This is a genomic window from Bradyrhizobium sp. PSBB068, from assembly GCA_016839165.1.
Lineage (GTDB): Bacteria > Pseudomonadota > Alphaproteobacteria > Rhizobiales > Xanthobacteraceae > Bradyrhizobium.
In genome coordinates this window covers 2,484,518-2,497,909 of record CP069300.1, presented here as the reverse complement: position 1 = coordinate 2,497,909, position 13,392 = coordinate 2,484,518, and the positions used below count along the sequence as shown (strand labels likewise).

The 13,392-nt window shown below is 62.6% G+C and carries 11 protein-coding genes; 5 read left to right on the top strand and 6 right to left on the bottom strand.

Going from position 1 to position 13,392, the window contains the following annotated elements:
- Positions 1–347 precede the first annotated feature (347 nt).
- The 5 genes from JQ507_11480 to dinB all read right to left on the bottom strand — a co-directional run bounded on the left by JQ507_11480 (position 348) and on the right by dinB (position 4,766).
- On the bottom strand, positions 348–1,130 hold the full coding sequence (locus JQ507_11480) for a hypothetical protein (GenBank protein ID QRI72043.1): 783 nt from the start codon (positions 1,128–1,130) through the stop codon (positions 348–350).
- 679 nt (positions 1,131–1,809) lie between these two features.
- Positions 1,810–2,028 carry a hypothetical protein gene (locus JQ507_11475; GenBank protein ID QRI72042.1) on the bottom strand — a complete coding sequence of 73 codons (219 nt, stop codon included), beginning with the start codon at positions 2,026–2,028 and terminating at the stop codon, positions 1,810–1,812.
- Between the two features lie 424 nt (positions 2,029–2,452).
- Positions 2,453–2,788, bottom strand: coding sequence for a hypothetical protein (locus JQ507_11470; protein QRI72041.1), 336 nt, complete (start codon positions 2,786–2,788; stop codon positions 2,453–2,455).
- 406 nt (positions 2,789–3,194) lie between these two features.
- Positions 3,195–3,404 carry a hypothetical protein gene (locus JQ507_11465; protein ID QRI72040.1) on the bottom strand — a complete coding sequence of 70 codons (210 nt, stop codon included), beginning with the start codon at positions 3,402–3,404 and terminating at the stop codon, positions 3,195–3,197.
- A gap of 114 nt (positions 3,405–3,518) precedes the next feature.
- Complete coding sequence (gene dinB, locus JQ507_11460) at positions 3,519–4,766, bottom strand: DNA polymerase IV (GenBank protein ID QRI72039.1); 1,248 nt, start codon at positions 4,764–4,766, stop codon at positions 3,519–3,521.
- Positions 4,767–5,086: 320 nt separating this feature from the next.
- On the opposite strand from dinB, the gene JQ507_11455 reads away from it, so the two are divergent.
- Positions 5,087–5,353, top strand: coding sequence for a hypothetical protein (locus JQ507_11455; GenBank protein ID QRI72038.1), 267 nt, complete (start codon positions 5,087–5,089; stop codon positions 5,351–5,353).
- A 211-nt stretch (positions 5,354–5,564) separates the two neighbouring features.
- Here JQ507_11455 and JQ507_11450 read toward each other — a convergent pair whose 3' ends face one another.
- A complete protein-coding gene (locus JQ507_11450) occupies positions 5,565–5,858 on the bottom strand; it encodes a hypothetical protein (GenBank protein ID QRI72037.1) in 294 nt (97 codons plus the stop codon).
- Between the two features lie 855 nt (positions 5,859–6,713).
- Here JQ507_11450 and JQ507_11445 point away from each other — a divergent pair.
- From JQ507_11445 to JQ507_11430, 4 genes are all read left to right on the top strand, one after another.
- Positions 6,714–7,250, top strand: coding sequence for an NYN domain-containing protein (locus JQ507_11445; protein QRI72036.1), 537 nt, complete (start codon positions 6,714–6,716; stop codon positions 7,248–7,250).
- Between the two features lie 587 nt (positions 7,251–7,837).
- Positions 7,838–9,556, top strand: coding sequence for a TolC family outer membrane protein (locus tag JQ507_11440; protein QRI73297.1), 1,719 nt, complete (start codon positions 7,838–7,840; stop codon positions 9,554–9,556).
- Positions 9,557–9,818: 262 nt separating this feature from the next.
- The gene (locus JQ507_11435; protein ID QRI72035.1) at positions 9,819–11,972 is read left to right on the top strand and encodes a type I secretion system permease/ATPase; all 2,154 of its coding nucleotides are present in this window, start codon (positions 9,819–9,821) and stop codon (positions 11,970–11,972) included.
- A 12-nt stretch (positions 11,973–11,984) separates the two neighbouring features.
- Entirely contained in the window at positions 11,985–13,235 is a 1,251-nt protein-coding gene (locus JQ507_11430; protein QRI72034.1) for an HlyD family type I secretion periplasmic adaptor subunit, read from the top strand.
- Positions 13,236–13,392: the final 157 nt, after the last annotated feature.

Here is a 13,392-nt window from a genome sequence, read left to right as displayed (position 1 = left end):
CAAGGCAACGACACGCCAGCAAAATAGCATTGCCGGCTACGACTCTGGATGACGTCAGGGAGACAATTCCTTGACGCACAATCGAGCAGCGCGGCCCAGGACGAGATGTATGGCGGCGTTGGCAAAGATTGGACCAGGAAGCAATGCCGCATCTCCCGCAGAGATGGCATTCAGGCGGTTCAGAACTGGAATTCAGTTAACCGATATCGTGCTGCTTTCCGGCAGCGGCTTCCGCTTGTTCTCCGACGGGCTATTCGCACTCCCACCAGAACGGAGCTTACTTCGCGATCCAGGTCGACGGCGACACGGCAGTCTGGTGCTTCATGAAGCGGCGGCGGCGGCGCAGATCAGCGCGCTGACCACGGCCATGCCGCAGGTTGTGGTTTGTTCGCATGCGGCCGCGCCGGGGAGCGTATTGGCTTGTGCGTCTGGGCAACATTGGTCGGCCGCGGACGCGGCACGGGTACGTCGAAGGTTACGTTTGGTTGGTCTGACGTCTGCCCAGGCTCTTCGGGCGCCACCATTGGCGCTGAAGCGTTCGCGATCAGACGGGCCAGTTGTTCCTGGCTTGCGCTGAGCCGCTCGGTGACGGTCTTGCTTTCCTGCGCCATCTGAATTTGGACAGTCTTGATCTGGTCGATAGCATTGTTGTTGCGCGCTATTTCCGCTCGCCCTGCCGCGAGTTGTCTTGCCAGGCTATCATTGTCGCGGGCCAGTTGTTCTTGCCTCAGCTGTAGCTGTTCAACCGCTTGCCTCAAGGAGGCAAGATCGCGCTCCATCGGTTGGAGCTGCTGTGCCAGATCGGGGGAAACCACGACGGCAGTTGGCGCAACGTCTTTCGGCGGGACCTGTGTGAGAGGTGTGGGGTTTGAGGAGGGTACGACTGCTGTACCAACCGAGGACCACCACCAAATTCCGCCCGCAATGGATGCCAGCAACACCAAACCGACTGAGACCGGGTACCGCCGATCTCTCAATCGATGAATCATTGCCCGCAGCGCGCGAGGCTCTTTCACACTGGTCGTTGGACTCGAGGGGCTGACTCCCGCTTCGCGCGCGAGGTTCGAAAGCTGCTCCTCCAAGCTCGCGAGCGGCGCTTCCGCAACCTTGTTATCCAGCGTGGAGTCCATTTGGTGCTCCGAAACAAACACAATATGATCCGACTAAGAACAGAGCCAAGGGCATCAACAGCCCCGACTGAGCAGTCCATTAAAATGCGCAAATGAGAGGGCGGATAGCCTACTGCAGCTTAGGCAAGCAGGGAAGCGGTCCGATGCGCTTGAGCCCGCGTGGACTGCAAGGGGCATTAGTCCGACACTGAACGGCTCTGCCGGCTCGGTCATCATCGCCTGGAAGAGTTCCTTAACTTGGTCCGCTCCAACTTCGTGCAAGTCTGCTTGTGCTCCAAGAGCATGCGCCAGGCATCGACTGCGATCCGGTCGCATGGGTCGTTACTTCGCCGAGCATGATAGGCCTGCGCTTTGCCGCAGGCGGTAGGTCAGGTTCTCTGGCTGAACGGGCGCGCCCCGGTGCAAGATCGCGTCGTCCCCGCGTGCATGCCTCCGCCTTCGAGAGCGCTTCATCGAGCGAGGCAAACGGGCTGAGTCACCTATGAAAAGCGATAGATCCGTTTAACGGCCCGGAACGGAAACTCTCGGTCCGTACCTCGCACTCGCGGGCGGCCGCGCCGGCGACAGGCTCACCCGGCACACGACATCCTGAGCCTTCTGTAGTCGTGTCCTACGGGATCGTCGCGTGTCAACACACCGCGCAATCAAATGACCCGGAAGCCCGTAGCCATAACCGTCTTCATCCCATCCTAACAAACGTCCACTCGGGGACTTCAAACGGCAGGCCGCGAGTCGCCGGATAATGGGAATAACCTCCGAGGAGGCCTTCGAGCGCAGCCACCGCCGAGTGATAGGACCCGAAATCCTCCTCCTCAAAGAAGAAGTGAAATCGGCCATTGAGCGGCACGATCCGAAACGTGCCGCCCTTGGAGCGGAATTCCCAATAGCCCGACGTCATTGTCGCCACCAGCCGCGCCGACGAGCGGCCGTTGCGGCCTCGAGCTTGTAGGCGTCATGGCCAATGTGGAGGGCTCGGAATGTCATATGAAGACCGCTTTCGAATCAGCATGATTCTACAGCGGAAGGACATTGTCAGCCAAAGCGGCTGATCGACTTATCCATCGACTTTCAACGCGGGCGCCTAGAGCATGATCCGGAAAAGTGCGAAGCGGTTTTCCGAAAAGATCATGCTCAAACAAGGAGCTAAAGCCCGATGACGATTCAACCCAATTTCATCGCGCTTTAGCGGCGCGGCAAACCATTGATCGGCTAAGGCCCGGAGTATAGCGAGCAATGCTCGTCGTGGCGACACGGGCGGGCTCAGGTTCGGTCAAGACTCAAATAGCAGTTCGAACGGGTCGACCGCCTCATCAAATCGCGCCTCAATCGGGCATCCATTTGATCGAAGCCGGATCGGCGGGCCGCGTGGTCGTGTAAGTCACGAGGTCGTAGCCTCGCTCGACGACGAGATCGGCAACTTCGATGAAGCCTTCGTCGTTCTCGTCCCCCGAGCTATGATGCGTGACATCGCTCATGGGAACATTCTGGCTTGTCAGGGACAACCTCACCATGCCTTGATGGTCCCGAATTGGCCGGCAAATCGGAATGAGCCGCGCCTCAAAATTGGTCGGATGATAGGGCTTGAGACGCAAGTTCTTGTAGAAGGTTCTGTCTCCGTCGATCGACAGCACGCTTTTGCAGGCTGCTGAGTTCACCATCAGGCCGCGGACCGATGAGTCCGACCCGATGTAGATCGGATACGTCTCTCCGCGTCCCAGCCTAACACCCGAAAACGAGATCAGCCGCGAGGAATACTCAACCGGCGCGCCGGCGGCGCAGCCGAGAATATTGGATCGGTCAATTCCGAACTAAGCCGAAGAAGCCGGGAACTCGGAATCAGGACGATCGATGCCTCCAACATCGCATGCGGGCGGACCACGCCGTGTGCCAACTACAAGAGCGACCTCCTGCACCTGACGCCGTCCGGATACGAAGCTCTCACCAGGATCGCCAGGGACGGCATCGGTTCATCGTAGGCGCTTCGCAAATCGACCTGTCCCCGACGGGAAGAGATGAAGCGAACACGTGGCCACCACAGCGATTCGATCCAAGATTCATCATGCCCTAGGTCAGCATCGCAATGATCGACTGAAGTCGATCGGATGCTGACGTCACGAGCCCGTCGAACGATGTCTGGCCGTGAGCCGCCGTCCGCAAGATGCACTCGGCGACGGCCGCCTTGAGACCGAACACAGATTGATCGGCCGGCACGCTTGCCATCACCGTGTCTAGCGCATCGCGCATCGTCTGGATCAGTTCGGCGCTGAACTTCATGGCTGTCCTCCGCATCCCGAGGATAGGCCGGGCGCGCCCGGCCGCCACTCACAAGCCCGCGATTCCAAATTGCCGTTTCTTAATGCGATGACGAACCGGTGATTCGACGGAGAGCTAAAGATCCTTCTCGGCCAGCTTGCGAAAGTCGTCGGGCACCGAGCGAACGACCTCCAGCGCTGCCGAACCGTATCCGATCACATCCCAGCCAAAGCGGTCGCGGACCTTGTCGATGGCACGGTCCGCCGCCCAGCGCGCCATCCCTGCCGGGCTTCCAGGGCGCAGCGCTTCATCGGCCAATCCGAGCGGCAGCTCGAGCGCAAGGTCCCAATGCTCCTCGAGATGCGACACCGAAATCGCCAGCAGCGAAATGAACTTCTCGCCGGGGTGATCGGCAAGCGCTGTGCGCACCAGCCTCTCTGCAAGCCGGGCCAGGATCACTGTCGTGCACACCGGCGCATCGAGCGTCATCGAGCGCGTCACCGACTTCAGGTCGGCGAAACGCACGCGCACCGTCACGGTTCGTCCGGGCCGGGATTTTGCCCGCAGCCGCGTGGCGACGCGGTCGGCGAGATGAAGCAGCGTCGGCCGGATGACGTGTTCGCTCGCGGGCTTGCGGCCAAGCGCCGATTGTGCTCCTGCCGAGCGTGCGCGCCGATGCGGTTTGAGTTGTCGCGGATCGCGATTCCAGGCCAGCGCAGCCAGCTTCTCGCCCGCCGCAGGACCCAGCAGCCGGGTCAGCGTCCGCTCCGACAATTCGGCGAGCTGGCCGATCGTCGCGACGCCGATCGCGTCCAGCCGCGTCCTGGTGACGGGCCCTACTCCCCACATCAATTCGACCGGCAATTCATGCAGGAAGCCGAGCTCGGCGTCGGGATCAACGACGACAAGTCCATCGGGCTTGGCGACCTGGGAGGCGATCTTCGCGAGGTGCTTGGTGCGGGCGACGCCGACCGAGATCGCAAGGCCGAGCTCGGTGCGCACGCGCCGCCGGATCGCCGCGGCTATTTCGGCGGGCGCTCCGAACAGATGCGTGCAGCCGGCAACGTCGGCAAACGCCTCGTCGATCGAGATGCGCTCGACAAGCGGCGTGAAGTCGCCGATCACCTTGATGGCCGCGTCACCCAGCCGTTGGTAATCGCTGAAGTGGCCACCGACGAAAATGAGCTGCGGGCAGAGCCGGCGAGCTTCCCGTCCCGACATGCCGCCGTGCACCCCGAAAGCCTTGGCCTCATAGGATGCTGCAAGCACAACTCCGCCACCGACCGCGATCGGCTTGCCTTGCAGCGACGGTTCGAGCAGCTGCTCGACCGACGCGTAAAACGCGTCCAGGTCGGCGTGAAGGATGGTGGCCGCTTCTGCCATCTCGATCCGTCAACCCTGACCCGAGCAAGATTGCCGGTCCCTGGACTCTACGACAGCTGTAAGAACAAAACAAGAACATACTTAAAGCCCGATCAAGCCGGAATTTATCGCGGGCGCTCGCGTCCCAAGCGAAGCCGTTTCGTCAGCGGGTGTCGGCGCACGCTCCATTTCGACACGTCTCGGCTCGCGCGATGTCGAAGGAGTTGCCTGCTGCAGATCGCGCGGCGTCCAAGCGCGACGACGCACGGCTCGCGCATCGCGTCGCACCCAACGGCCGGGCTTGCTTTGACGAACGCGCTTTTTCGGGTAGATATCCTGTCATGACCGACCACTCTCATCAGGTGGACTTCCAGGCCGCGGCCTACCTCTACAAATGGCCTTCTCTCGGCAATTCCAGGCGAGAGGATCGCGCGCCCTATATGATCGTCAACGGAACGCTCGACCAATGCATCCGGGACTTCATGGGCAAACCGGAGAAGACCCGACACCTCTACGAGATCCGGACCAGGTCGCAGCCTCCCCTCGTGCCCGATGTGCTATCGCCCGAGCATGTGATCGAGCTCTCCAGGCTTCGGGAATTTCTCTAAGCCGCGCGGGCGGACGATAGGCAGTGGCAGCGAGCAGGAGCGGCAGCCAGGGCCGAAGGTAATCGCTGCGCCTGGCATTCACGCCTGGCCCCGTCTCGTTGCTCACCTGAAGCGAGTTGCCGCTTGACTGCATGCTTTCTGACCCTCGCTGTCGATCATCATCGACTCGGACCGATGGGTGCCACCCGGCAATCGCCGAAAATCGCACTTTTCAATAACAGGTCGCGGCGTCGCCTCCGAGCCGGCCACACCCCTCCGGGTTGAATTGTCGCCATTGCGTGACCGCCGCCGGCGGCTTGCTCGCGTCGGCCGGCGCAGTTGATAACCTGCTGCGCTCTTCGTCGAGGAACTGCGAATGAAGCTTCTGGATCTGGACGTTTCGCTCGAGCAGGGACATCGTTCTTGCTTGAACCTGCTCGGCCAACGACTTGCGCAGCGCGTCTTCCCGATCGAGCCATTCGGGAAACTGCAACAGCGGCCGGACGCGGCCGATCGCCTTGATCATGCACGAGGCCCGCGCCACCGCTTGCGCGATCTGATCCGGAAAGCCGCTGCGGCATTCCGCGAGCGCGCCGTTCAGGCTGACCGTTTCGGACGCCGTTGCCGTTGCCTGTTCCGCCTCCCCTTCAACGGCTTGGCGAGCGGCCTCACAACAAGACAGCAGGCCGCAGAGCGCAAGGGCGACCCGGCATCGCGCGCACGTCGGTCACCGCAAGCCTGCCGTCGCGCGCGCACCCCGCCCCCACAGCCGTCGCCATGAGCGCGGCGTGATCACCGCGCCATCGGCTCCTGTTGCTGTCGGTGGCCGTCCAAGACGAGCGATCCGAAGCTCGCATCCGCAAAAATCGTGTGTGCAAAAAAGTGGTATCTCGAAATATTGCATCGGCGCGAAATAGCGCCGGTACGCGGCAATCAATTTAGATGTAGTCTTGTTCGTGGCGCAATGATCACCTTGTGGGCAGCGGCTCGACAGTTCGTCAGCCGCCCGCCGCACCGTTGCGTGCGCTATCCGAGCCACGCGGATGTAGTCGGTGCAGCCGTGCCGACCGAGGCGATAGCAGGAAATTCCTCGTCGCAAGCCGTCGTGCTTTTGCAGGTGGCGTGCGGCCCCGCCGCATCGACCGGCGTCTTATCAACACGCGCACGATCGGGTTGCCCTTAGTGAAAATCGGCCCGCCGCCATCGGATCGACATGTGCCGGGACAGAACGTATCGGCGCTGTCAAAAATTTCCGCTTCGTCCCCACGGGTTCCATGTTCTAGGATCGGCCATTTCGATGAGAGCGCTCCCCCATCATGCGCTCGAGGAATTTTAGAACCAAAACGTACAACAGCTGATCCGGGCCTCATGGGGACTTGAGATGACCGATCGTATTGCACTCTTCATCGACGGTGCGAATCTCCACACCACCGTCAAGAGCCTCGGCTTCGAGGTCGACTTCCGACGACTGCTCGTGGAGTTCGGCAGGCATGGCCAAATCGTCCGCGCCTATTTCTACACTGTCGTGAGGGACGACGACGAGTTCAGCAGCCTTCGGCCGCTGGTGGATTGGCTCGACTACAACGGATACGCGGTCCGACGAAAGTCGGCCAAGCAGCATGACGACGGCGACGGGCGGCGGCGTATGAAGCGCAGCATCGGTATCGAGCTCGCGATCGACGCGTTGGAAATCGCGCACCGCATCGACCATGCGTTCCTGTTCTCCGGCGATGGTGACTTGCGAGCCGTCGTCGAGGCCGTCAGGCGGATGGGCGTACGCGTCACCGTCGTTTCCAGCATTCGAACGAAACCTCCCATGATCGCCGATGAGCTTCGCAGGCACGCTGACGTGTTCGTCGATCTCGACAGCCTCAGGCCGTCGATCGAGCGACCGGCTCATCCGATTGCGCCGGAGTGAGGTCGCCAGCGCCTTCCGGCGTCGCCCGCGGGGCTCGCGCTGGCAGAGCGCGCGACGCGGCCGGCCGCGTCCGTAGATCACCGAGTTGCGCAGGCCGCGCGGAGACATCGGTATTCTCGGGCGACGCAACTGCGGCCGCCCGCCGTACTGCTGCATCGATCTTTGCGACCAGGTTGGACGAGTCCACGGGCCGAGATCTTCCGGTTCTATTTTTCCAGCAAGTCGCTCTACGGGTTGACCAGCCACCTCGCAGGCGCGCAACCCGATGCCGAGGCGACGCCCTTCGTTGCAACCTACCTGGCAACCTGCCGCCAGCAGGAGGTGGTGGCTGGCCGTTAGGGCGAATTTAACCGATCTTGATTGTTCCGACCGACGTTGTCGCTCGCCGGCACCAACCGAAACGATCCCTGGAGCGCGAATAAACCGTTGAATTTTAATAAAAATGCTCGGTGTTCCGGTCACCGGCGCCCGATCGCTCTGCCCCACTTAAGGCGACGGTGTGGCCGAAATATCATAGGTTGCGGAACCGTCCGCTGTTAGCGTCATCCAGATTATACGTAATATTTTTTTTGAGTAGGGACGGAATTATGAGGTCGGCGTACACGGTGATTGCGTGCCTCTGCCTGGCGGCGACGCCAGCAAATGCCGAGCTTTTCTCCATCAACGATGCGTTGCGCCAGGCAATGCTGACCAATCCCGGCGTGGGTGAAGCGTCTGCCAACCGGCGCGCGACGGAAAGCGAGCTGAGACAGACTCAGAGCACGCTGCTGCCGCAGGTGCGCATCGACGCCAGCTATGGACCGGAAAAATTCGATCAACCGCCGGGCTTCATCACCCCGTCCATTCAGTCGGCACCGACGGTGGGTTCGGGACCGTGGCGCAATGGCAGCCAGGAATCGGTGGTCGTGCGTCAGCTGCTCTGGGACGGCTTCTCCTCGATCTATGACGTCTGGCGCCAGACCGCGCGGGTGAATGCTGCGGCCTCCCGCGTCAAGGAAAGAACCGAGCTGCTGGCCCTCGACGCCGCCGAAGGTTACATGGACGTCGTGCGCTACATGCGGCTCGTGAGCCTCGCCCAGCAGAACGTCGCCAACCACGAAAAAATCTTCGCGAACGTCAACTCCCGCTTCTCGGGCGGCCGGTCCGGCGAAGGCGACCTCGAGCAGGCCCGCGAGCGCGTCGAGAGCGCCCGCGCGGCCCTCGCCGAATTCCAGCGCAGCCTCGATGACGCGAGGGCGAAGTACCGCAAGGTCGTCGGTCTCGAGCCGACCAACCTTCGCTTCCCCGCCCCGCTCGGCGGCTTGCCACACAGCCGCGACGAAGCGCTGGCGACCACGCTGCGGTTCAATTCGACGATTGCAGCGGCGCAGTCCGACGCCGACGCCGCCAAGCACGCATTCAAGGCGACCGACGGAACGTTTGGCCCGAAATTCTATCTCGAGGGACGGGCGACCCACTACGACAACTCCTTCCCCTACGTGGCGGCCACCGGAACTCCCGCCATTACGCACGAGGACTATAGTGGCAAGGTGGTGATGTCCTGGGACATCTTCCGCGGCGGCCAGGATGCCTGGAACAGGTCGGAGAAGGCCGAGCGCTATACCGAAGCCACCATGCGCCACGCGCGCTTGCAGCGTGATGCCTATGAATCGATCGACAAGGCGTGGAATGCCCGTACGATTACGGCCACGCGCATCGCGGCCCTGACGCGGCAGCTCGAAGCGGACCGCAAGACCATCGCGGCCTTCCAGAAGGAATACGAGCTCGGCCAGCGCTCCCTGATCGATCTCTTGAACGCGCAGAACCAGTTCTTCAACGCGTCGGTCTCGCTCACCTCCGCGCGCAGCGTCGTCGTTTTCGCCGACTACCAGCTGCTCGCCGCGATGGGCACCTTGATCGAGTATCTGAAGGCTCCGCCGCCGGTCGACGCGGCACCCACCGACATGCTGTCGATCGGCCTGCCGCGCTACTCGTTCCCGACCCTTCGCGTGAACCTGCCGCAAACCGGCCCTGAGCCGGTGCATGTCGCCGTTCCGGCGCCGGCCGGCTCGGTTCGCCCTGCCAGGGGCTACAAGGAGGGCTATGCGGCGGCCCAGCCGAAGGATGTCGGTTTCGCTGACCGGTTCACCGGCTCGACCACGATCGCTTCCGTGCCCGGCTCCTCGGAATGGATGCAGCAGCAAAAGAGCGCTGCGGACGGCCCGAATGTCATTTACGCGGACCCGTCGGACGCGGCGAATGCGAGTTCCTATGCGTCGACGAAGCCCCACTGGCTGCTGTCGGCCTTCCCGAGTTCGGTGCAATAGATCCGCCAACCAGGATCAGGACGAAGGGCCCCGAACGGGGCCCTTTCGATTCCCGTATTAATACTTAAAGCATGTTTCGCTGATTTTGTTCGCCATTTGTTGTAGCCTACCCCCGAAATCATCGAATGCGATTGCTGCATTTCCATTTTGGTTGTCGAGGTTTCAGTTGTCATTTCGAATCCCCAGCGCGGCGGCAGACGCCGTCCGCCCCTCGCCGGATGACCCAATTTCAAAACCTGCCGCGACAAGTCGACGGCCCGCAATGGGCGACGATCCCCTCACCGCATCGTTGACTTATCTTGCGGCTCATCATGGCCGCGCCGTGAGCCGCGAGGCGCTGCTCGGCGGACTTCCGATCACGGACGGGCGTCTGTCCGTTTCGCTCTACGATCGCGCGGCAAGACGCGCGGGTCTGGAGACCGAGGCCATCAAGCGCGACATTTCCGACATTCCCGCCCTGGTCCTGCCGGCCGTCCTGATTCTAAAGAACGGCTCCGCGCTTATCCTTCTCGGCGTGGACGCAGCGGGCAAGACGATCAGGATCGTCGATCCGACGACGCCGAACGCCCCACGCGCCACCGACATCGCTTCGCTTGCCGCCGACTACACCGGCTACGCGTTCCTGGTGAGAAGCGCAGCACAGGCCGATGCGCGCACCGCCGCCGCAGGCGACATTCCCAGGAACCATTGGTTCTGGTCGGTGGTGAAGGCGCATTGGCGCAGCTATGGGCACATCGCGATCGCCGCCCTTCTGACCAACGTCCTCGCTCTGGCGATGCCGCTGTTTACGATGAGCGTCTACGACCGCGTCATCCCCAACGGGGCAATCCCCTCCCTGATCGCCCTCTCGATCGGCATGGGGCTCGGCATCGTGTTCGATTTCATCTTCCGCATGGTCCGCAGCCGCATGATAGACGTGACCGGCAAGACCATCGACGTCGTGCTCGCTGCCAACATCTTCGAGCATGTGATGTCGGTGAAGATGGCGCAGCGGCCGAGCTCGGTCGGCATCGTGGCCAACCAGCTCCGCGACTTCGACTCGGTGCGCGAATTCTTCACGTCCGGAAGCGTGGTTTCGGCGACTGACCTGCTGTTTGCCATCCTGTTCGTCGGGGTGCTGTTCATGATCGCCGGACCGCTGGCCTGGATCCCGCTGATCATGCTCCCGCTCGTCATGCTGGTCGGCTTCCTGCTGCAGCGCCCGCTCGATCGCGCGATGAAGCGCCTGCAGGCCGAATCCGCCGCCCGGCACGGCGTGCTCGTCGAGTCGCTGTCCAGCCTGGAAACCGTCCGCGCAACCGGCGCCGAGGCGCGGATGCAGACCTTGTGGGAGCGTTCGGTCGCGGCGACCGCCAGATCCGGAGAGGACGTTCACTTCTGGTCGTCGATGTCGCTGACCAGCGCGAGCACCGCCCAGCAGATCACGAGCCTGCTGCTCGTCGTCGTCGGCATCTTCCTGATCCTCGACGGCAAGCTGAGCGTCGGCGCGCTGGTCGCCGCAAACATGCTGGCCGGCCGCGTCCTGGCGCCGATCGCCGGCATCGCGTCCGTGATCACCAAGGGAACGCAGACGCTGACGTCGCTCAAGGCAATCGACCGCATCATGTCGATCGAGCGGGAACGATCGCCGACCCGATCCTATGTCGCTAGACGGATCGACGACGGCAACGTCGCGTTCGAGAACGTGACGTTCGCCTACCCCAAAGCGCCGGGCAACGCGCTCGAAAAGGTCAGCTTCAAGATCCAGGCCGGAGAAAGAGTCGGCATCATCGGCCGGATTGGGTCCGGCAAGACCACGGTCGGCAGGTTGCTGCTCGGATTCTACGAGCCGAAGGAAGGCCGCATCCTGGTCGACGGCGTCGACTCGCGCCAATACGATCCTGCGGACCTGCGCGCCGGCATCGGCTTTGCGATGCAGGACACCGACCTGTTCTACGGCAAGCTGCGCGACAACATCGCCCTCGGCAAGCCGGAAGCGACCGACGAGGAAATCCTGCTCGCCGCGCGGCTCTCGGGTGTCGAGAGCTTCATCGCCGGCCATCCGATGGGCTACGACATGCCGATCTCGGAAGGCGGCCGCAGTCTGTCGGGCGGCCAGAAGCAGGCGATCGGACTGGCGCGCGTGCTGATCCGAAAGCCGCGCGTGCTCTTCCTCGACGAGCCGACCGCCCACTTCGATATTCGCAGCGAGCAGGAATTCCTCGAGCGACTCAAAGGGCTGCGCGACGAGCGCATGACCATCATCATCTCGACCCATCGTCTGTCATTGCTGAATATGGTCGATCGACTGCTGCTGTTCGACAACGGCCGCCTGGTGGCCGACGGTCCGCGCGACAAGGTGCTCGCCCTTCTCCAGGGCAAGCCGGCGTCGACGGCTCCGGCGCCGGAGAACACGATCCAGCCGAAATCCGCATAGCGAGCGAGTATTATGCCGTCTTCCGATTTTGCGTTTGCAAATGATATCCGGTCTGCGGCGCTGCTGCGCACGCCCCGCACCTCCCGCTTGCTGTTGTGGACGTCCTGCGCGCTGCTCGCGACGTTCCTGATCTGGGCTCATTTTGCCGTGCTGGACGAGGTCAAGCGCGGCAACGGCCGCGTCGTGCCGTCGCGGCAAATGCAGGTCGTCCAATCGCTCGAAGGTGGCATCGTCGGCGACATCCTGATCCGGGAGGGTGACATCGTCCAGCAGGGCCAGTCCCTGATGCGCATCGACGACACGAAATTCGCCTCCGAGTTCGGCGAAATCCGCGAACGCCGTGCGGCGATGGCGGCGCGGGTGGCCCGCCTCGAGGCCGAGGCACGCGGACGGACCGAGATCGCCTTTCCGGACGATCTCGACAAAATGGTTCCTGCCGCGGTCGCGACCGAGGCCAGCGTGTTCAAAATGCGGTCTCAGAAGGTCGCGCAGGACATCGACGTCCTCAATCAACAGGTCACTCGCCTCACCGGCTCCCTTAAGCTGCTTGAACGCGAGCAGACCCTGACGCGGAAGCTTTACGAGCAGAAGGTGGTGCCCGAGATCGAGATGCTGCGGCTTGACCGGCAGGCGACCGAGATGAAGGGCCAGTTGGCCGAGGCGCAGTCGAAGATCGCGACCATCACCACGTCGTTCCGTTCCCAGGCCGACGAGGATCTCGCCAAATCGCGCGGCGACCTCGCCGTGCTCGACGAGAACATCAAGTCCGCCCAGGACAGGGTGCGCCGCACCGACCTGAAGGCGCCGGTCCACGGCATCGTCAACAAGCTGAACGTCAGCACCATCGGCGCCGTCGTGGCGCCCGGCGCCAATCTCATGGATATCGTGCCGCTGGACGACACGCTGCTGGTCGAAGGCCGGATTCGTCCGCAGGACATCGCCTTTATCCGTCCGAACCAGGACGCGGTGGTGAAGATCAGCGCCTATGATTCCTCGGTCTATGGATCGCTGAAGGGCAAGGTCGAGCGCATCAGCGCCGACACCATCGTCGACGACAAGGCGGAGCAGAGCGAACGTCACGAGACCTTCTATCGGGTCATGGTGCGCACCGAGAAGAACCACCTCGGCACCGAGCAGCATCCGCTGCCGATCATTCCGGGCATGGTGACCACGGTCGAAGTGCTGACCGGCGAGAAATCCGTGCTGGACTACATCATGAAGCCCGCCCGCCTGCTGCGTGATGAAGCCCTGCGCGAACGCTGATCGGAGCCTCAAGGTACGTGGTTAACCGATCGTGACATCAGGTCGTTCAAGTTCGAACGAACCGGCAAACCCCGGATTGACCGCCTTCCCGACAATCCAGGGTACGGCCCGCTCCACTTAACTCAGCTTAAGCCGCCAAAGCGCCAGTCTGCGTCCC